We start from the raw sequence: 19,364 nt of genomic DNA on the forward strand, positions 1-19,364 counted from the left end.
TGAGGCTCACTCGCACGAAATAGAAATTTTTCGGAGCTCTAAGGCGCCACCAGAGGCTGATATAAGAAGTAGCCTGGCATCATTTAGACTATGCGCGTTATGCGCGTTATGCGTAACGTAATGATGATTTGTCATGCCTATGGAGAGTTGCTAAGCAGCTCACGGCTTCAGTGGCCCTAAAGCTATACCAAAATTGCAATTTTAGCTACGATAACTAAAATGTCATCAATAAGGCCAATCACCTTTGTCACATTTTTAGCTGTGTCTTCTATTTGATCAATGTCTTTTTCGGCCTGAACCAACTCATCACTGATTGAACTGAGTTTTGCCGTTATTGATGCCCCTTCTAACTGCCACTCCTTCATTGCATTGACGATCAATTCATCAATTTTCTCTGCAAGAAGTTTACGTCTTTCCTCTAGGTCATCTAAACCTTCAGTTATTCCGCCAACACGCATATTAAAAATGATATCGTCGAGCTCTCTTAACATGAAATTAAGGTTATGAATGACCCGTTTATTCTCTGTTATGTCCATTTGATTCTTCTCCTAGTCGTTTGTTGATAATTAAACTTAAATAAACGTGCTGGTTTTAACAGTCTCAACGGCTTCACGCATCTTCTTCGCCGCATCAGCTTTCTTGTCGGCATCAATCTTGAGCTTATCTGCTGTTTTTTCTAATTGTTCTGCTTTTGCTTTAATTTCAGCGTTACCAGCGTCTTTATCCGATTCATTCCTAGTCCAGACCGCTTCAGCATAGGCTAAGGAGTAAGCGTGAGTTGCTTCCTTCGCTTCGTTTTCCAATGCAACAGCACGCGCTTCAATGGGAAGCAACTCTGTATCTAAAATACTTTTTTTGTTTTCTTTTTGCGCACTTTCAACAATGGACTTCAGCTGTGTCCCATAGTTCACCATAGAGATGGCATAGGCTAAAGGCTGCTCGGGGCTTTCTACAGCAACCTTCAGCTCTTTGTGTGCTAAGGGGAAAGCTAGTGCGGCGTTACGCAACGCTTTTAGGCTTTCTATGTGGGCAAAGTAATCTCTATTTAGATCCATCCAAGACTGAATCGTTTTGCTCTGAGCATCTTTGCTTTTATTTGTGAGCAGTTGGTCTTTTAGTGATTTAATAGAATCGGAATATTCACGGTGAAACGCCTCTTCAATGATCCAAATACCTGATATCAAATGACTCGAGAATAGCTCAACTTGGGCTTGATTATCCTCGATTGCCTTGATTAGCTTCGTCTTTTGCTGATTATCTAGGTAGGCATGAAAAGCGCCCGCAGCGAAACCAGAGAGGATAGCGGTATTTTCAGTACTTCTATCACTCGCATCTGGGTGGAATGCAACGTACGTTGAAAACGCGCTGGCGTTTAGATCTTGAGTTATCGTCTTAAACTCAGTCTCTGTCATTATTTGCTTAGTTGCTAAAGCGTGTAATAGGGTGGTGTAGCCCACCATCGTATTGTTCATTTCCCATATGCCAACTTTAAATTGCTCATACCTTAAGTAACTGGGTACTTTAACAAGGGTCAAATATTCTTTTCTAAGAATTTGAATCGTATGGGCATCTCTAATGGCTTTTATGTCCTTCCCATCTTCACTCAATTGTGCGTTACGTTTATATCTGTCGATGGTTTGAGGAACCAGTACATTCATGGTTGCATCGGTATTATCTCTCAGTGCGACTGAGGAGGCCTGAAGTTGAAAAAAAGGCTTTGGGTCAATAGTTGACGCACAACCTGAAAGTGCGCCAATCATCAGTAAGAAAGCTGCGATAGTGACATACTGGAGGTGATGACCCCAAAGCGAGGGAAGAGAGTATTTTTCCTTCATAATGGTTAAATCCTTTTTGATACTGTTGACAGTACGTATCCAATCCGATCTCCCATACGGGAGTATTGCCTAATATTGAATATAGATGAGTACAGATAGGTTGACAGGTCAATTACTTGATCACACAGACATAGAGGGCATTATTTTTATCGGTGTGTAACAAAGAGAAGATCTATAGGTTTTGTTAGTGGCGAGATATTGCATGGATTATCAAAATCAGGTCAAATCTTAAGCCGTGGGGTTCTAACGAGTAAAGACACTATCAAGGAAGGGGTAGAAGTAAGCTGAAGCTGCCAAGTCAGCGTGCATCACTACTCGTGTGGTTTTTGGTGCGCATATGAACCGAATAAATTTAGCTCATATTATGGGGGCAAAAAAAGAGTTGTTTAACAGGACTGGCATATTTAACAGACGCTAATTAATACATACATTATTCAGTCAGAAAAATACACTTGGAACAGCACTGTTGCTTTTCTGGCCTGTAATAATCTAAATATGATGTTATTTAGCTTCTTTTTCGTTGTGAGAGCTAGGGGGTATCCTTCTTGGATCAAAATGACGTGGAATCTTTGGTTTTCTAGAACGAATTACGTGGTGAGCCTGTAACCCTGTGCCCGAGAACGGTTTAAATTTACCGTAGCAATTTGAATGGATCGCAACGAGCCAATGAGCAACGCACGTTGGCGTTCAAACTGTGTGCAGGCCTTTATCCAATCTTGCTGTTTAATAGTTAAACGTTGAAGAATAGGCGGTGTATGGGATTCAATATAACCGGTTTCACCTTCACGAAGCTGTCGCCCCGTCCAGTCAACAAGTTCGATGTAATCCATCAATCGCATTGGGAGCCCTTTGATGATGGAGTTGGTTGGATTGCCAATGAAAGGGCAAAGTGAAGGGGCGGTTAGTTTCTCATCTTTCAGATCCTGTAACCTTGCTTTTATCGACGTATATTCGGAGCTTTCCGGCGTGTTAGCAATGCCAGCACGGATGGGGTTTAAATGTGGTACGGTGAAATTAACAGAATTGATGGTTTCTTAAGTGTGCCTGTCCTATATACACTAGCGGCCTTTGCCTGACAGCGTTACTGAGCGGATGCACTACAACTGAAATTGTCACTGAATATCGGGAGGTAGTTGTTCGGCTTTGTACCATCATATATACAGAGGTAAAAAGCCGACAATGCTGGAGTGATATTGCTCAATGTATTTTGGAGAGATGTATTACAATCTGTTGGTAAGTAAGAATGGAATAGGGCGTCGAGTGAAAATTATTCAACAGTTGTTAACGCAAGACTGGCTAGTTTTCGGCTCAATATTTTTGGAATTATGAACAAATATTTCAGATTTGCACTCGATACATTGATATTTAAGCCAGTTTCTTTTAATTATGTATTTTTCAATAAAAGTTCTATGCAGCTGTATGAAATTCGTTAGGCTGCTACAAGCAGGGCATTTCTTATAAAATAACATTTGTGTTTCCATAATCATGATTCGCCCCGTTTATACATAAATTGCACGATGCTTTATGCGAGCCCTGTCACGTTTTTTGATGTAAAACTAAATGCACTGCATGTGTGTCGAGTTTTTGCTCTATTTTTGCTGTTTATTTATGTCTATTTGGCATAACACACGTGGTGACATTACCTTTGTGTACACCAGGCTGTAACTGAACAAATATTCCTTTACTAGATCCTTTCTTACATCTCGTTGCTCAGGAAAATAGGTTCTTCTGAGAGCCCTGGTTCTGCTTACGAGTCTGACTCGCGCGTTAAAAAATTTTTCGGGGATCTAAGGCGCCATCACCAGAGGCTTGAAATTTTGACTGTCAGCATTTTTATTCTTTTGTTATGAGATGGAGCTCTCACTGTTTATAAGTAAGAGCAGCGAAACAGGGTTGGAAAAGTTGTCTGCATCACTCAAGGATGTTGGAGAAATTCAAGCCAATGCTGAGTGGGTAGGAGAAGGCAAATATAAGGTTACATTTCTTCAAATATATGATGTGGCAAAATTACGAGCTGAGATAATAAAATCGTATAATTCTAGTCCCGACTTTGCTAGAGATATTCGGAATCCTGAGGCTCGTTTTATAACAACTGCAGGAATAATTTTTGACCATGAATGGACATTGGCATTGTGGGATGGTGAAACAAATTCAGTTACTGAGCCTTTAGAAATTCTGCGCGATTCTAAGTTTTCTGCTTGTAACCAAAGTATTGCTGCCAAGAGGTAAGAGAAGTCACCTCATTTATTAAGATAGTTATGCGCTTTGAAAACCAGCTTGACTATCGGTTCAATACGACAAGTATATATAGCAACTAAAAAAGGGCTACGAACGTAGCCCTTGAACATATCTGAGACTTAATAATATTTACTGTGCAGGTGTAGGCTCGGTTGGCTGCTCTGGTACTTCGGGTTGTACCGGAAGCTCGGGCTCTACAGGCTCATCAACAATCTGAGGTTCACGCATCTGAAGTAGCCAGTATTCTGACTTGTTTTCATAGCCCTCAGGACTTAAGACGATCGTATTGCCAAGGTTGTACAGTTTGTTGGTGCCTTCAACAGTTACAGGCAATTGATACATATACTTATCGCTCGACCATTGGCCGTGCTCATCGCGTACGGCTGTACCTTTGTTAAAGACGGTAATCGACTCATTTGGCACATCAGCATTGTTGACGGTATATTGCGATCCATCTTGCACACGAATAAGGTCATTGTAATAGCCCTCTAATTTCTTACCTTGTTGGGCTAGACGTTTATGGCTTACTTGTTGCTCTATAACGCCATCAACCTCCACATCAATGATTTCAGCGACGTCATACACTTTATCACCCGCTTCATTTTTGACGCCGGCAGCACTAAAGACTACGTGCCCATCCGGTTTGTGGTAAGCGACGGCATATACGTCAGAGGTTCCTTGAACAACACCTTCTGAAAATAGGTGCAGTTTCGGCAGTTCGGCAATAGAATCCCACAGCCAATAACCGATGCCATCCCAGTTGCCTCTTTTCGCAACCATACAGCCCGCGCCAGAGTCTTTCATGTTATCTACAATTGCAAGGCTCATTGTTTCGACACTACGACAGAAGTATTCAGCATCACCTGGGATAACAAACTCTTGAGTGATGATTTGTTGAGTTTCCAAGTCGAAGATCCTCAACACTGGAACTTCATAGGGTTCGCTACCCATATTGTTAGTTTCAAGAACGGCTATTTGGCTCTTATTCAACGGAGTTTGAATTCGCTTGCCAGGCATTGGGGATTTTTCTTCCCATGTTCCAGTCTCGAAATGATAAATATGGGGTATTTCTCCTTTTTTGTTATGCTCATAAGTAACAACGAAGTCCCCGTTTGGCGTGAAGGCAAAGCTATCCTTACGCATATTAACTGTTGAATTAGGGTAGTTTGCCAATGGTATTACTGTCAGGCTACCATCACTCAACTTATAGCGATAAGCGAGTTGGTTATCAGCGGCTGAACCGTTGTTACTGTCTGTTAGCAGGAGAACATAATCATAGTAATCGTGGATGATTCCGTTGCTTATTAACTTATGCGGGCGATCATTTTCATTCATGGAAGCGGCCAGCACAAGCACTGGGGCAGATTCGCCTTCTGCCGTAACCTTGGTTAAATAAATACCATCTTGTTCAGCCCCCTTAACCTGCCAGAAGCGATAAAGCGTATTACCACTCTGTATCGCCTGAACTATCGTTACGGTTTTGCCAACTGGTGGGCTACCAGCCAACAGGTTCCATTGATATACGTCAGCGTTATCAAGTACATTGACCTTCAAGCTAACCCTGGTTGGGTCATCGTCGGCAGATGTGATTGCGCCTAGCTCAACAAAGATCTGTTGTAGTTCTACTGGTACATTTAGTATTTCTAATGTGTCCTCACCAGAACGAACTGCATGAATACGATCGCTGTCTTTGTCTATTTCTGCAATCTTAACGCGAGATGGGTCCCTTAGCCCTCCGAACCCAGAGGATTCGAAATCCAAGCCATCGTCAGCGGCTGTAAATGCATGTTCAATACCATTTGAACGGACAAACTTCATCCCATACTCGAGGATGTCACCTTCTGTTAGGGTTAGCACACCATCAACAAAGCTCGGTATTGAGCTAACAATCTTCGGATGGATCACCGTCACCGTTTCTTTAAACGTGAAGCCTTGGTAGGTGGCGGTAACCACTGACTGACCTTCAGTGATACCTGTAGCAATGCCATTTTCATCAATAGTCAGGAACTCAGGGTTGCTACTGCTCCAGACAATCTCATCGGTGATGACGCTGACGCTGCCGTCATTAAATTCACCGTTAAGCGATAATTGTACGGTTTCTTCACGTGAAATTGTGCCATTAGGCAAGTTTAAACTTACGTCAATAATTTTTGCTTTTATATCAAACGCTTGCTCTGCTGTAAGACCACCCCAAGTGACGATCACTTTTGCTGTACCCACGCCCTTGCTTAGGAATCGGCCGTTACCTAAGGATTCAATAATTTCTGGGTTGCTTGAAGCCCACTCGGCTTGATCGCTAAAATCAACAAGGTAATCATTTTGGTGCACGCCATGCGCAACAACCTGCCATTCGTCTTTTAGCTGCTGTTGACGACTATCAAACTCTAAGCGTAATGATGCGAGTACTGCAGCGTCAGCAACAAAAGTAACTTCATCGAAAGCGCCTTTATATTCAGCACTAAGTGTAATAGTTCCCGAAGTTTGAACTTGCATCCGTCCATTATTTATTACCAGTGCGTCTGCAGGGCTTACCGAATATGTTACAGGCTCACTAACATCGGATGCTGTGTCGTCAGACCAAAACGCTTGAATTGATGGGCTAAGCAAATCGCCAACGCTTACTTTTTGCGGAATTCCACTCATAGTTAGGTGTTTAACAACAGGTGCATCAGGATCGAGAGGCCCAGCAGTTACAATGTAGTTATGTTTTGCTTCCCACGAGCTAATGTCTTCAAAGCGGTGTGCTTCTTGATCTAAAAACCAGGTGTCGGCAAATAATGAATCCCAAGCTTGGCGATAAGGAGCAACGTTCGAACTATGCCACTCTTGCCATGCTGCATCGTTAAGTACTGCACGTAACCAAAGTGTACTGTTTTCATAACCTGCTAATGTTGCAGATTCGTCAATAATAGATTTTAAACCGACACCATAACGAACAGTCGCCAGTTCTGTGAAATTGCTATCAAGTTGTTGATATTTTTTCCACTCTTCATCAGTAACAAAGTTATTTTTATCAATATCGGCAAAGACGTATTCAACCGTAGAGAAATTAGTAATCAGCGTTTGATTATTCTTGCTTACCAACGCTTCTTCTAAGCTTGTACCAGCATATTGATAGAGGAAAATATCTTCGCGCTGGGCACGGTAGGTGATTGCTTGCGCTTTGATATTTTCAAATTGCTCAACAGAGATTGAAGCATCTACTGAATATTTACCGTTTATATCTGTCTTTGCCGTAGCGAGTAGATGCTTGCCAGCAAAGACCGAAACGGTAGTATCCGCCATAGGTCCATCATATACCATTCCACTAAAGGTCATTTTTTTTTGTAGTACTTTCTTCGGATCTGGTTTTAAATCTGAATCTGAGCCCCCACCACAAGCAGTCAACATCGCAATGAGCGGAACACTCATTAAAATAGGCCTATACATCATTTCTCCTTAATGTTTGTTACGTTTCATTTTTCAATTAAATTAATTCCATGTGAATACTTTAACTTAGTAAATTCATATGGAAGTCGTTGATAACAAAAAACATGCAACCACCACTTAATAAGTGATTGCATATTAATTCTTGCTTGTTTTATTAAGTGCGCACATTAATTGGGGAACAAAAATAACGCAAGGGTTTTATTAACCTGGTTAGTAACAGGTAACTCAACATAATTTAATGTTTAAGTTGAATTGCGGCTTATTGGTTAAAGCTGTCAATAATTGTGGGTGGGAGGTGTTACCCTTTACTAATCAGTTGCTTATATCGTGTTGTGGGTTATTTGCGGTAAAGTGAAATGATAATTGCAAACATCGATTGCAAGATTTTGTGAGTTATTTCCAAGCCATTTTTGGTGTTGTGGTTTTATATTGCCTTTCAGTTTTTCGTATTGATTTTAAAATCTAGGATCTACTTCAAAGTTTATTGTGAAAACAGCAGTATTCATTCACCATAGCAACTGAAAAGCTTGTTTGATTGTATTCAATTTTTATTTATCCTTATTGTCCACATTGTGATAGTGAAAAATCAAAATAGATAAAATAAAAATAGAACAGGGATTTAACAGTAGCTAATAAAAAAACAATGAAATGACTGCTATCCCTGACCTGCTAAAGATGCTCGATTTACGTGATGCACTGGTCTCAATAGATGCTATGGCCTGCCAGCCCAAGATAACAAAAGCCATCATTAGTCTGCTTGCTGTTCGATATTTAAACGTTGAAGAATTGTCGGTGTGTGGGGTTCAATATGGCCGGTTTTTTGCGAAGCTGTCGGCCCGTCCAGTCAACAAGTTCTATATAATATGAGAGCATAGTTGGCAACGGACCTCGTTGGATTCACTTGATTTTAACGAAAACAATTTTCAAAAAAGGAGTTTGTCGATGTCGCCACATTATTATAATGCCCAATTGGAACAGTATCGGCATCTTCAGGAGCTTTATCCTTTTCAAAGAACTCACTACCAAGGGTAATCCCGACCAAATAGAGCATCGGAGAAGAACTTCCTATCTCTACTGCAAATACAGGTCCCCCGAAATCCCCAGGTAACGACGTGTTATCTTCATCGGATTGACAAACAAAAATATCCTGATAATCAACGTTATCATCGGACATTATAAAAGGGCCGGTATTTCCCTCTTTAAAATCAATTACTCGATACTGGAGTTTATTCAGCGAACCTTCAAACAAACCCCCGTCTAGTTTAGTTTGACGACCAAAACCAGCCTGAATGAATTGATATTTTTTCAAGCCCCTAACAGGAGCTTTGGTGTTGGCATATTGGTTGAGGTTAGTCAAAAAATGGCATTGTTCATCAAACAAACTGCGTAACTCAGACTTATTGTTTGCTACCAGCAATGAAGCTCTGGGGATTTGTGTGTCGTCGTAAGCAAATCGAATCACACACAAATCAGTATTCCAGTCTGCTACCAATCGAACGGTTTCAATGTTTGCACACCCCTGCACAGACGTAGGCTCTTCTAAGACTCTATTTTTAATTGACTGTGAAGCCAACATCATCGTATTCAATCCAGGAACATCTGGCTTGGCTGCATTTATGGCCGCACTGGCGTGTTTTCAATTTGTAGTTTGATTGAGTCGGACAATTCATTGAATATTTTGTAAGTAACTTCCTGACGAGATTGGGTTGAAATCATAATTTTTACCTTTAAAAATATATAGTTATCATAAGGTAGGGCTAAGTCATAAAAAGATTATCTACTCTCAATGCTAATTGTGCTTTGGTTCGCATTCTAGGCGAATAATATGATTCAAAAACATATTATTCACCGAGTATTTTTAGAGAGGCAAATATAATATTGAACTCACGAATATATTTAACACTGTATTAAACAAAACTTGAACAAACAGGAGGGATTGATCTTGGCTGAAGTAGAATATCGATTAACTCACGCTATAACTTTAAATCAAATTTTGCCGGCAGGCGCAGGTGTTGCGGTTGGTCTTCCGGCAGATTTCCCCAACGCGGAAGGGCTGTACCTGATTCTCAATCAAAACGGCATGCAAGAAAATCGTTTTATGGGCATTTCTAATGATATTAGAGATCGTTTTGCCGGACGACAGGGAGCCTGTTACGAGTTGGGATTTGAACAGGCAGTATTAAACGGAATTTACGCGTTTGTCGGAACGATGCGATATCGCGATAATGGAGCTGTCGGATGGAACAATGCTCCGGGTTATGTTGCCGGTAACCTACAAATCACGCTGGATGGTCACAACTACGATTTGGAGCATATCCTTATCAAGGCAGCACAACATATATGGCCATATGGCACTATTTCAAACACGCAAAAAACTGGCGCATTAATCAATGCCGGAGCTTACCCGATTAATATCGATATAAGCTGGAATAATGCAGGTGTTGGAGCTGTGCAAAATCAAAATATTGTAATACCGATTGCAGGACAATTGGCTTAATTGTGTTTGTTTTAAATGATGAAATTCGAATATAAGTTTTCTGATGCGGCGACTATTCGGCGTAGTCTGGTGTATCTATGATTACTTATATATACACAAGCTAATATGTTCAATGTCTACTGCATTTCTATTCAAAGCGGTATAAATAAAAACAAATGGGAAATATCAAAAAAATTTCGCGGAGAGGCATGTTTTTATTGAAACATGCTGATATGAACTCGGTGATAATAAGCACTGCGCGCATATCGTTAGGTTGCATTTCAGGTGTCACAAGAAAGTATACACATAACAATCAGAGGAAAGGAGAAGAGCATGAAACAGATATTCGTAAAGTTAGTCGTACTTATATTCGGATCGTTGTTGATGGCCACTGCGGCATCTGCACAATAATCGGTCGAAGATGAGATTCTGAATAATTGGCTTGGTAACTGGCAGTCGTGCGGCTAAAATATGATCAGGTTCTGAATAAGGTAAATGCTATGTCAGAAGATAATTTAGACTGGGTTTTGCGTGACAAACAAAATATCGCTCAAGTCTTAGAAATGATCGCTGCGGAAGCTCCGGACATTAAACACGATACAATTAGATTGTTCGTGGACAATAACAAGCAGCATTTTACCATTACCTCTTTCGTGTTGGATGTTGTTTGTCATCCAGATAACCAAGCTCTGCTAACAAAAGAGACGGCTACACACATCGCCCTTATTCATAATTTCACGGTTCCTATCTATGACGGCAATTGGAGTATTCGCCTTGCCGAAGACTTGATCTCAAAACTGAAACAGCTTTAAAACTAAGAAACAGGAATTCATTATGGGATTTGAACAACTGAGCCATGCAGAACGAATTGTATTAATTGGTCTGGTAAGGCGTGGCGGTTCAACCAGCGAAACTTTTAGTTATGGTTTTGTTACTGGTGATATGTCTGTGTTTAAAGGGTTTTACAAGAACTTGCATGAAGCATGGGGGCGACTTGATGCAAGCCAGCAAGATGCGGTAATCGCCGCCCGTAAAGTGGCGAATATAGGATGTCATTGCGCTGAGGTTGATAGCGCTATTGTGCCAGAACGTGATGATTTTGTTCTTGATTTCGCTCGCTGGAAAAGAAAGCTGATGCTAGCACAGTTAAAAGCGGAGTGGTTTGAAGAAAACCCGAACGGTGGCATGGGTGAAAACAATGAAGACTTGCCTGAAAACGTACTGGCTGACCATATTGAAAGCGTCGATGCTGAAATGATGACGTATTTCTAATACAACGGACAAATGAGATGAAATCTTAGTTGCCACCAGCAGAGGCCTATCAATTCGCTTGAATAGAAAAGAGTGCATCCTCAATAGATTCACTTTTGCATAAAGGGCACTTTCCCGGCTTCTTCAGGCGATCCCGCTTCTTAAAGGCAAATCCACACTTTCTACATTTGTATGGGGTGATGACCAGTTTCCTGTTATCTCTGTGAATTGTCTTTAAAATATACTCGAGGTTATCATAAACCTGTTTTTCCGAGATTTTAACGGCAGTCGAAATCTCTTTGGCGGTGCAGGAATGTTCAGACAGCAAAATTGTTATTTCCTTTCGTGTCGTCTCCTGTCTTTCAACGGGGATAAATAGAACTTTATCTTTATGCTTCATGGCTATGCTCCTACTAAGGCTAATGAAAGTGTAGGTGAAATGTCATTGCTTATCTTTCTTGTTCCAATCACCAAACCACGATCTTTCATCTGTAGCCTTGTATGCATCAAGTGGAATTGTTTGCTATAGATATAAAAGTGAAGGCTGGAAACAAAAGATGGAAGAGCAAAGATTATTGCTGTTACCTAAGGTCGGTAGCGTGTTTCAAATGAGGTGAAAATGGGAGTCATTAAACAAGCATTTATGCAGGAATATTTGGCCCAAATCAGAAGTCTATATTCATCATTTGCTGATAGTTTGCTACTTGCACGTGGTAATTTAGCCGATATCGCTTTGGCTAAAAGAAAGCTAGAGTTAGGGTTAAATAAAGCAAGCAAGACATATATGATGGCCATTGATGTGGTCACATCGATGGCCATTGAAGATATTATTAATGAGAATGATCTAGTATTACCCACAGAAATTGAAGACATAGACTCAAAAATCAGATGCGTTGGTTGTGGTGAAAGATATGATCCAAAGATTGGTCATTGCCCATGTGGAAGCTACTAGTCTTAGATAAAGGGTGAATTACGGCTAACAAGGTCACATCAAAGTAAAGGTTGTACTCGCGCACACCGTATTTTAGGCGTATGCCACTGGGAGGTTCAATGCATTTAGTCATGTTCGATATTGATGGCACACTTATCCAATCTTGTAAGTTAGATGCAATGTGTTTTTCTGACACAGTAAATAGTATTCTAGGTATCGAAATTAAGAATAATATATCTGATTACACTAATATCACTGTCTCGGGAATTTTGGATGAATTTATTGCGCAAGTAGGTTTAATGAACCGACGTGATGAAATTCATCATCGCGTTAAAGATGAATTTGCGCGTAGAGTTAACTTAGAGCTAAAAGTCACGCCTGTTCGTGAAGTTGAAGGTGCTATATCATTCATTAATCAGCTCAAAGGTCGTCAAGACGTTGAAGTTTCAATAGCAACTGGCGGTTGGGAAGATAGCGCCCAATTGAAGTTGAAATCAGCAGGATTCGATATATCAGGTATCGCTTTTGCGTCGGCTTCAGATCACTTTCAACGAACAAAAATAATGCAAGTTTCTGAATCGCGTTGTAAGTGCAAAAATTTCATATCAAAAACGTACTTTGGTGATGGAGTATGGGACAAGAAAGCTTGTATTGATCTTGCTTATAACTTTGTCTTAGTTGGTGAACGATTAGAACATAGTAAGCAGATTGATAATTTCTTAATACAGTCTCAAGTTATGTCGCATATTGGAATATAATAATATATCAAGGTGGTGCGCTACACGCGGTAGTTCTATCTCAATTAGGATTGATAATTACAGTGTTAGAATTAAGTTTGGTAGCCTCTCTTGTAATATAAAAAATATCCAATTCAGTAGATTAGGTGATTAATCCGCATGAACAATATTTCTATCATCGAAGGGGATTTAACCAAAGCGAATGTCGATGCAATCGTAAATGCCGCTAATCCAAAAATGTTGGGAGGTGGTGGTGTTGATGGAGCAATTCATCAAGCTGCCGGCCCTGGTTTACGTAAAGAATGTTTTAAGGTTGAGCCTGTAAATGGCATTCGCTGCCCCGTTGGAGAAGCACGAATTACATCAGCAGGACATCTGCCTTCAAAGTATGTAATTCATACCGTTGGGCCAGTCTATAAACAAGTTGCTAACCCGAGAAAATTGCTTGAATCAGCTTATTTAAACTCACTTCGGTTGGCTATCGAAAATCACTGCCAAACAGTAGCATTTCCCGCGATATCTTGTGGTGTGTATGGTTATCCTCATCAAGAGGCAGCAGAGGTCGCACTTGGAGTATGCAGTCGGGATGAATTTAAAGAACTTCAAATTTATTTCTATCTAATCGGTAATCAGATGGTGGAAATATGGAGTGGTGCAAAAAATAACATGAATGCTGACCGTAACCTTGGCTGAAATATCAAAATCATCCGAACAAAAATAGGCTGAAAACTCAAACAATGGCGCTAACGTCTTCATGGTTTCGCTAACACTAGTCGCATAAATGAAACAGTTTCCCCATCTTTTTTTATTTAAGCTTTAATAACCTATAACGGTTATCTCTCATTAAACAGTCCGGTTACTTTTATGTGCGTAGCTAATCGATCTCAGCGTGGAATGACTATAGTTGAATATGCAATTGTGGCATCGCTGCTATCGCTGGCAATAGCTGGCGCATTCGGGTCACTTGGAAATGTCATAAGCGGAACAATAGGGGAGATCGCGGTGTCTGCTGGCGGGGGTACGTCAGGTGGCTCGGGTACATCAGGTGGTTCGGCTACGTCAGGCGGCTCGGGTACGTCAGGTGGCTCGGGTACGTCAGGCGGCTCGGGTACGTCAGGTGGTTCGGCTACGTCAGGCGGCTCGGGTACGTCAGGTGGTTCGGCTACGTCAGGAGGTTCGGGGGCGTCAGGAGGCTCGGCTACGCCAGGTGGTTCGGGTACGTCAGGCGGCTCGGGTACGTCAGGAGGTTCTGACCACGGATTTGCAAGGGCAGCAGAGACGTTAACTATCACGAGCATTGAGCTTGATCTGGTGGAAGAAACACAATTAAGCGCCAATTCTTCGATGGAACAAACTAGTCAAGGTAACAGCCAACCGACGAGCAGTAATATTGATGACAACAAGTCATGGCAATGGTTGCTGGGCATATTGCTGGTATTGTTCTATGTTTGGTTAACAAAATGGCTAGTGGGTCCCCAGGAGCAGAAGAAGAAAAACAGTATGCGAAAAGTATGATGGTTTTGATAACTGGCATGTGGGCCTTGCAACTTAGTTTTCGGCTTAAAAAAGAATTGACCAAGGCGCTGTTAGGCAACTTAAGCACGCAGGGCGGGATCTATTTCACCACTGATAGGGGCAATCTTTATCGTATTGAACCTGATTCACAATAGCGATGGTTTCTTACGCAGCCTCATATCCGATGGCTCTGTCACGCGGGAATTGTGTAATTTTTGTGGCAGGCACAATGCATTACTATGTGCTCAGTAAAATTAATGTTATTTATAGATCAATAAGAACTAGCGGCCAGGAGGCCACTACATGCATCAGGAGGGATGTTAGATGCTAGTAATTCGTCCGATCACCGAGGCTGATTTTCCGGCGCTTATGCGTTGCGCGGAAGAGTCGGGGCATGGTTTTACTTCACTTCCAGTCGACGAAAAACTGATTCGTGGGAAAATTCGCCACTCGATGGAAAGCTTTGGCAAAGAGGTGACCACACCTGGCACAGAAGGTTACTTGATGATTGCTGAAGATACAGAAGCAGGTGAAGTGGTCGGTACCACGGGTATCGAAGCTGCGATAGGCTTAGATGTGCCGTTTTATAGCTATCATATTAGTAAAGTCGTGCATGCATCGCGTAAGCTGGGAGTGCACAATGTGGTTGAACTGTTAACCTTTGGTAATAACTACACCGGTTGTAGCGAAGTGTGCACCCTGTTCCTGCGTCCAGAGTATCGTGAGGGTTCAAATGGCCGCCTGCTGTCTAAGTGCCGTTTTTTGATGATGGGAGAGCATCCGCAGCGTTTCGCTAAAACGGTGGTTGCGGAAATGCGGGGTGTTTCGGATGAAGAGGGTCATTCTCCATTCTGGGAGTGGCTTAAAGAGCATTTCTTTTCGATTGAATTTACTCATGCAGATTACCTTGTTGGTGTTGGCCAGAAAGGCTTTATTGCCGATCTCATGCCTAAGCTGCCGATTTATGTCAGCTTGCTGAGTAATGAAGCTCAGGCGGTGATTGGCCAGGTGCATGAAAAAACCCGGCCTGCACTTCGTCTGCTGGAGAAAGAAGGTTTTACTAACCACGGTTATGCCGCTATTTTTGATGCAGGACCGACAGTAGAGTGCGACCTGCTTAATATTGAATCTGTCCGTCATGCATTTCACTGCTCAGTAGAGATTGGTGCACATACCAGCTCATCTGAATATTTGATCAGTAATACCCGGTTCCGTAATTTCAGAGCCGTAGCCGGTAAAGTGGCTGTGGATAGGGAGCTTAACCGTGCCCGTATTACCCTTGAAATGGCAGAGGCACTGCAGGTTTCTGACGGTGATACGATCCGGCTGGTAGCACAATAGAATAAGACAGTGAGCAAATGGATTTCAGAACTCTATAAGTTGATTTTTCTGCTAGGTTTATATTTGCCATTGAAAAATTAGAGATTAAATATGGAAATAACTCTATTGAGAATCGTCCTGATTATTTCTGTGACAACTTTTATATTTAAATGTGGTGATAGTGAGATTGATTCTGTTGTCATTCCGCCTGCTGTAACACTAAAAGCAAAAAATATTATTATATTTATTGGCGATGGAATGGGAGATGAACATCGAAAAGCGGCGCGTTTGGTTAAAGTTGGAGGTACAGGCAAACTATCGATGGACAACATGCCAACAAGTGGGTATTTACAGACGCATTCATCCGATAACCTTATAACGGATTCTGCTGCTGCAGCAACGGCATTAGCCACGGGTGTAAAAACAAATAATGGTGTTATAGGCTTAGATGCTAACCTTGGTTTTGTTCCAACAATATTAGAAGACGCAAAGAAACAAGATAAGCTTGTTGGTCTTGTTACTACTGTACATATCACACATGCAACGCCTGCTGCGTTTTATTCACATGTTGAAAATAGAGATATGATGAAGAATATTGCACTTCAGATGTTGAATGCAGATATTGATGTATTGCTTGGTGGTGGAGAGGATGAATTTCTCCCAAGATCAGAAAATGGCTGCTATCCGGAAGCGGGTGAAAGAGAGGATGGAAGAAACCTCATTCAGGAAGCGATATCAATTGGATACACTTATGTATGCGATTTACCTTCGTTTAGAGCAATCGATACGTCTTCATCGTTAAAGTTACTTGGGCTTTTTGGTGATGAGGGCATGATACGACCTTTTTCTCCTTCATTAGCTGAAATGACACAAAGTGCGATAGATATACTTTCGAAAAAACCAAATGGTTTCTTTTTAATGGTCGAAGGTGGTCAAATTGATTGGGCGAGTCATAATAATGATGCGGCTAATGCTATTTCCGACACGATAGATTTTGATGAAGCCGTTGAGGTTGCTAAGAAATTTTCATTTATAGATCGCGATACATTGATTATTGTAACGGCAGATCATGAAACAGGTGGTATGTCAGTTTCACCGTCATCGAGTGGTTTGGCTAGCGAAGACGGGCCATTTAGTACCGCGGATGGCAGTGTGTTTTATGTAAATTGGTCAACGAAAGGGCATACAGAAGTCAATGTGCCAATCACATCGCAAGGTCCGGGGTCTGAGAGATTATCCGGCGTTCATGATAATACATTTGTGCATAGTGTCATGCATGGTGCTCTTAGTAACGACTAGTTATTTAAGCATTACTTGATTTGCTAATGCGCCACCGATGATTTTCATCATTGTAATGAATCTTTTCTGTTTAGTATTAATTAATTCCAAAATACTTAGTATTTTAGGACTGAATTTAGCGAAGTACGCACGATGATATATTTAAATATGTATTTATAAATCAGCAGATTAGTCGCTTGTTATGCATAAGGATAATAATGTGCATTATTATAAATGCTGATAATCCACTTAATTCATATTGATCGGCATTTAATCTTTAGGAATACGATCGAATAGACAATTGGGATGCAAAAGATTATGACTAACCATGGCTAATTATGCATAATGCACTTTACACCAAAAGTGAGTTACAACGCACTTTATGGACAGACAGCAATCTAGATTGGAAAGAATATATACCTTATACTTCGGCGTAATGTTTTCGTGGTGAATACGTACGCCTATGCTGGTTGGGAATAATTAAGGTGCAATTAGGTGGTTAAACAACACTCGTCAATTAAGCATAAAATTGCCTTTTCATTTTTTTTAGTTTCAGCTCTGCTCACCGCGATGATTTTGTTTGTGGTCGTGATTGTGTTTCTTCCCAGCATCTGGAGTGTGGAGGAAAAGGCGATTGAAAGCGATCTGCATCATGCCATTAATACCCTGAACCGCGAATTTATACGTTTGGGCCACTACGCAAACGATTGGGCTTATTGGGATGATACCTACCGTTATTTAGCCGCTGAATCGCCCAATTATGAACAATCTAACTTGAGTGATGATACTTTTCGCATCGCGAACGTAAGTTTTATAAACATTACAACGTCAGATGGCGAGATTGTATGGGGGCGTTACTTCAAACCTGACTGTGTCGATACCGGTTATCCGGGAGCGCCGACAGTTGACGGAGTCTGGCCTGAGCGATTTATGACCGCATTAAGTCAATCGTCAGAAGGAGTAGACGGTTATTTATCTACGCATTTAGGAAATCTCTTCATTGTCGCCAGGCCGGTTTTAACCAGTCATAAAAAAGGACCTTCACGAGGTTGGTTCATTACGGGCCTCTGGTTGAACTACAAGTTCACGCAAGAAGTCAGCAATCAAATGCAGCAACCTATTCTTTTTGCCCCGGCTGATTTGAATGAGGTTGAAGTGTTCAGAAAGCCGCTTACAAACAGCACGGATTTTTACATTAAGAGACTTAGTCTTACGGAGATCAGAGCAAGAGCGCTTATCCGCGACTATAAAGGTGACGCTGATTTTACGTTAACAATTGATAAGCAAAGAATCGGGTTTATTGAATCATTGAAAGCAATGATTGCCGCTTTATTAGGACTTACTATTGCCGGAATATTCTGCTCCTGGTTTGCTTATCGGCGTGTGAAACAAGTGGTGTTGGACCCTTTGTCGGAGCTGGCCAAATCCATGGATCAATTGGGTAATCAGAAGACACCTGTTCCCCTGCCAACAATCAACAATGGTGATGAAATCACCTTGCTCTACCGGAAGTACTGGCAGATGGCTAAGAGGTTGATTAAGACTCAGCAAGCGCTGAAAGATCACTCAGCTTGCCTGGAAGAAGAGGCATTAACAGATCCTCTTACCAAGTTACACAATCGGCGCTACCTAGAACGCTTAATGGTGCGGGTGAGTGGAAATGTGCTGCATGATCCCAGTCACAAAAAGTTATTACTGGTTATTGATGTCGATCATTTTAAAAAGTTGAACGACAATTATGGTCATGCAACCGGAGACATGGTTTTAATCCAGTTAGCAAATATTCTTAATTCGATATTCCGTGAAAATGATCATGTGGTGCGCATGGGCGGTGAAGAATTTTTGGTCGTTGCCACTAGTCAGGGTGAGGACTTTAGTCAAAAATTGGCAGAGCGGGTCAGATCATGTATTGAAACGTTCCGCTTTGGCTCTGATCTGGAAAAATCTCTTCCTGTGACTGTCTCAATTGGTTTTGCCTCGTTTCCGATCTGCGAGCCCCCAATGTTAGGAGAAAACTGGCAGACGGCATTAGAGCTGGCGGATTATGGTCTATATAAAGCAAAAGTGGCGGGTAGAAACTCTTGGTGTGGCTATTACGCCGAACCCTCAATCTCTGAAACTCAAGTAGCGATGATACCGGATAAAGTAGATACCCTGGTTGAATCGAAAGTGTTGCGGCAAGTTGTGTTCGCCGCTAAATAAAAGCCATAAACATTACCAGTGATTGGGTGACTGAAAGTCGGTTGAGTGATTTATTTGTCTTTGCTTACGTGTGAAGTGAGATCTAGCCCGCGTAGTTAACAGGAAACACTTCCTTTGGTTGTTGATTTATATTCGTGGCATAAGCGTCTTTG

Annotated in this window: 19 protein-coding genes and 1 pseudogene; 14 read left to right on the plus strand and 6 right to left on the minus strand. The window is 41.5% G+C overall.

Annotated elements, in window-relative coordinates:
* Nucleotides 1-182: 182 nt before the first annotated feature.
* The 3 genes from C9I89_RS06610 to C9I89_RS06620 all read right to left on the minus strand — a co-directional run bounded on the left by C9I89_RS06610 (nt 183) and on the right by C9I89_RS06620 (nt 2,674).
* Entirely contained in the window at nt 183-536 is a 354-nt protein-coding gene (locus C9I89_RS06610) for a hypothetical protein (protein ID WP_107282555.1), read from the minus strand.
* A gap of 36 nt (nt 537-572) precedes the next feature.
* Entirely contained in the window at nt 573-1,835 is a 1,263-nt protein-coding gene (locus tag C9I89_RS06615) for a hypothetical protein (protein WP_107282556.1), read from the minus strand.
* A 587-nt stretch (nt 1,836-2,422) separates the two neighbouring features.
* Nucleotides 2,423-2,674 carry a hypothetical protein gene (locus tag C9I89_RS06620; RefSeq protein WP_107282557.1) on the minus strand — a complete coding sequence of 84 codons (252 nt, stop codon included), beginning with the start codon at nt 2,672-2,674 and terminating at the stop codon, nt 2,423-2,425.
* Nucleotides 2,675-2,687: 13 nt separating this feature from the next.
* Here C9I89_RS06620 and C9I89_RS06625 point away from each other — a divergent pair, with 13 nt between their 5' ends.
* The gene (locus tag C9I89_RS06625; RefSeq protein ID WP_107282558.1) at nt 2,688-2,873 is read left to right on the plus strand and encodes a hypothetical protein; all 186 of its coding nucleotides are present in this window, start codon (nt 2,688-2,690) and stop codon (nt 2,871-2,873) included.
* Nucleotides 2,874-3,737: 864 nt separating this feature from the next.
* Nucleotides 3,738-4,064, plus strand: a complete 327-nt coding sequence (locus tag C9I89_RS06630) for a hypothetical protein (RefSeq protein ID WP_146155051.1) — start codon at nt 3,738-3,740, stop codon at nt 4,062-4,064.
* 138 nt (nt 4,065-4,202) lie between these two features.
* Here the strand turns inward: C9I89_RS06630 and C9I89_RS06635 are convergent, their stop codons facing one another.
* On the minus strand, nt 4,203-7,502 hold the full coding sequence (locus tag C9I89_RS06635; RefSeq protein ID WP_170107640.1) for an Ig-like domain-containing protein: 3,300 nt from the start codon (nt 7,500-7,502) through the stop codon (nt 4,203-4,205).
* A gap of 636 nt (nt 7,503-8,138) precedes the next feature.
* Between C9I89_RS06635 and C9I89_RS06640 the strand changes: the two are divergent.
* Nucleotides 8,139-8,270: pseudogene (locus tag C9I89_RS06640) on the plus strand (ISAs1 family transposase); the annotation flags it as partial.
* 139 nt (nt 8,271-8,409) lie between these two features.
* Here C9I89_RS06640 and C9I89_RS06645 read toward each other — a convergent pair.
* On the minus strand, nt 8,410-9,081 hold the full coding sequence (locus C9I89_RS06645) for a hypothetical protein (protein ID WP_107282561.1): 672 nt from the start codon (nt 9,079-9,081) through the stop codon (nt 8,410-8,412).
* A gap of 363 nt (nt 9,082-9,444) precedes the next feature.
* On the opposite strand from C9I89_RS06645, the gene C9I89_RS06650 reads away from it, so the two are divergent.
* From C9I89_RS06650 to C9I89_RS06660, 3 genes are all read left to right on the plus strand, one after another.
* Nucleotides 9,445-9,999, plus strand: coding sequence for a hypothetical protein (locus C9I89_RS06650; protein ID WP_107282562.1), 555 nt, complete (start codon nt 9,445-9,447; stop codon nt 9,997-9,999).
* Between the two features lie 479 nt (nt 10,000-10,478).
* A complete protein-coding gene (locus C9I89_RS06655; RefSeq protein ID WP_107282563.1) occupies nt 10,479-10,790 on the plus strand; it encodes a hypothetical protein in 312 nt (103 codons plus the stop codon).
* A gap of 22 nt (nt 10,791-10,812) precedes the next feature.
* A complete protein-coding gene (locus C9I89_RS06660; RefSeq protein WP_107282564.1) occupies nt 10,813-11,250 on the plus strand; it encodes a hypothetical protein in 438 nt (145 codons plus the stop codon).
* Nucleotides 11,251-11,299: 49 nt separating this feature from the next.
* Here C9I89_RS06660 and C9I89_RS06665 read toward each other — a convergent pair whose 3' ends face one another.
* Nucleotides 11,300-11,629 carry a transcriptional regulator gene (locus tag C9I89_RS06665; RefSeq protein WP_107282565.1) on the minus strand — a complete coding sequence of 110 codons (330 nt, stop codon included), beginning with the start codon at nt 11,627-11,629 and terminating at the stop codon, nt 11,300-11,302.
* A 219-nt stretch (nt 11,630-11,848) separates the two neighbouring features.
* On the opposite strand from C9I89_RS06665, the gene C9I89_RS06670 reads away from it, so the two are divergent.
* The 8 genes from C9I89_RS06670 (at nt 11,849) to C9I89_RS06700 (ending at nt 19,212) form a co-directional block, all read left to right on the plus strand.
* Nucleotides 11,849-12,181 carry a hypothetical protein gene (locus tag C9I89_RS06670; RefSeq protein ID WP_107282566.1) on the plus strand — a complete coding sequence of 111 codons (333 nt, stop codon included), beginning with the start codon at nt 11,849-11,851 and terminating at the stop codon, nt 12,179-12,181.
* A gap of 98 nt (nt 12,182-12,279) precedes the next feature.
* The gene (locus C9I89_RS06675; protein ID WP_170107641.1) at nt 12,280-12,918 is read left to right on the plus strand and encodes an HAD family hydrolase; all 639 of its coding nucleotides are present in this window, start codon (nt 12,280-12,282) and stop codon (nt 12,916-12,918) included.
* Nucleotides 12,919-13,056: 138 nt separating this feature from the next.
* Nucleotides 13,057-13,590 (plus strand): macro domain-containing protein, encoded by a 534-nt coding sequence (locus tag C9I89_RS06680; protein WP_107282568.1) that lies wholly within the window; start codon nt 13,057-13,059, stop codon nt 13,588-13,590.
* 334 nt (nt 13,591-13,924) lie between these two features.
* Nucleotides 13,925-14,182 (plus strand): hypothetical protein, encoded by a 258-nt coding sequence (locus C9I89_RS06685; protein WP_170107642.1) that lies wholly within the window; start codon nt 13,925-13,927, stop codon nt 14,180-14,182.
* A gap of 121 nt (nt 14,183-14,303) precedes the next feature.
* A complete protein-coding gene (locus C9I89_RS22445) occupies nt 14,304-14,567 on the plus strand; it encodes a hypothetical protein (RefSeq protein WP_170107643.1) in 264 nt (87 codons plus the stop codon).
* Nucleotides 14,568-14,736: 169 nt separating this feature from the next.
* Nucleotides 14,737-15,753, plus strand: coding sequence for an arginine N-succinyltransferase (gene astA, locus C9I89_RS06690; RefSeq protein WP_107282569.1), 1,017 nt, complete (start codon nt 14,737-14,739; stop codon nt 15,751-15,753).
* Between the two features lie 90 nt (nt 15,754-15,843).
* Complete coding sequence (locus tag C9I89_RS06695) at nt 15,844-17,031, plus strand: alkaline phosphatase (protein WP_107282570.1); 1,188 nt, start codon at nt 15,844-15,846, stop codon at nt 17,029-17,031.
* 474 nt (nt 17,032-17,505) lie between these two features.
* Complete coding sequence (locus tag C9I89_RS06700; protein WP_107282571.1) at nt 17,506-19,212, plus strand: diguanylate cyclase domain-containing protein; 1,707 nt, start codon at nt 17,506-17,508, stop codon at nt 19,210-19,212.
* The last annotated feature ends 152 nt before the right edge of the window (nt 19,213-19,364 follow it).

Source organism: Photobacterium lipolyticum (assembly GCF_003026475.1).
GTDB lineage: Bacteria > Pseudomonadota > Gammaproteobacteria > Enterobacterales > Vibrionaceae > Photobacterium > Photobacterium lipolyticum.

What these genes read in the sequence shown, in the direction of transcription:
- C9I89_RS06610 (WP_107282555.1), bottom strand. Translation starts at nt 536, where the DNA reads ATGGACATAACAGAGAATAAACGGGTCATTCATAACCTTAATTTCATG.
- C9I89_RS06615 (WP_107282556.1), bottom strand. Translation starts at nt 1,835, where the DNA reads ATGAAGGAAAAATACTCTCTTCCCTCGCTTTGGGGTCATCACCTCCAG.
- C9I89_RS06620 (WP_107282557.1), bottom strand. Translation starts at nt 2,674, where the DNA reads ATGCGATTGATGGATTACATCGAACTTGTTGACTGGACGGGGCGACAG.
- C9I89_RS06625 (WP_107282558.1), top strand. Translation starts at nt 2,688, where the DNA reads ATGATGGAGTTGGTTGGATTGCCAATGAAAGGGCAAAGTGAAGGGGCG.
- C9I89_RS06635 (WP_170107640.1), bottom strand. Translation starts at nt 7,502, where the DNA reads ATGTATAGGCCTATTTTAATGAGTGTTCCGCTCATTGCGATGTTGACT.
- C9I89_RS06645 (WP_107282561.1), bottom strand. Translation starts at nt 9,081, where the DNA reads ATGATGTTGGCTTCACAGTCAATTAAAAATAGAGTCTTAGAAGAGCCT.
- C9I89_RS06655 (WP_107282563.1), top strand. Translation starts at nt 10,479, where the DNA reads ATGTCAGAAGATAATTTAGACTGGGTTTTGCGTGACAAACAAAATATC.
- C9I89_RS06660 (WP_107282564.1), top strand. Translation starts at nt 10,813, where the DNA reads ATGGGATTTGAACAACTGAGCCATGCAGAACGAATTGTATTAATTGGT.
- C9I89_RS06665 (WP_107282565.1), bottom strand. Translation starts at nt 11,629, where the DNA reads ATGAAGCATAAAGATAAAGTTCTATTTATCCCCGTTGAAAGACAGGAG.
- C9I89_RS06670 (WP_107282566.1), top strand. Translation starts at nt 11,849, where the DNA reads ATGGGAGTCATTAAACAAGCATTTATGCAGGAATATTTGGCCCAAATC.
- C9I89_RS06675 (WP_170107641.1), top strand. Translation starts at nt 12,280, where the DNA reads ATGCATTTAGTCATGTTCGATATTGATGGCACACTTATCCAATCTTGT.
- C9I89_RS06680 (WP_107282568.1), top strand. Translation starts at nt 13,057, where the DNA reads ATGAACAATATTTCTATCATCGAAGGGGATTTAACCAAAGCGAATGTC.
- C9I89_RS22445 (WP_170107643.1), top strand. Translation starts at nt 14,304, where the DNA reads ATGGCAATGGTTGCTGGGCATATTGCTGGTATTGTTCTATGTTTGGTT.
- astA (WP_107282569.1), top strand. Translation starts at nt 14,737, where the DNA reads ATGCTAGTAATTCGTCCGATCACCGAGGCTGATTTTCCGGCGCTTATG.
- C9I89_RS06695 (WP_107282570.1), top strand. Translation starts at nt 15,844, where the DNA reads ATGGAAATAACTCTATTGAGAATCGTCCTGATTATTTCTGTGACAACT.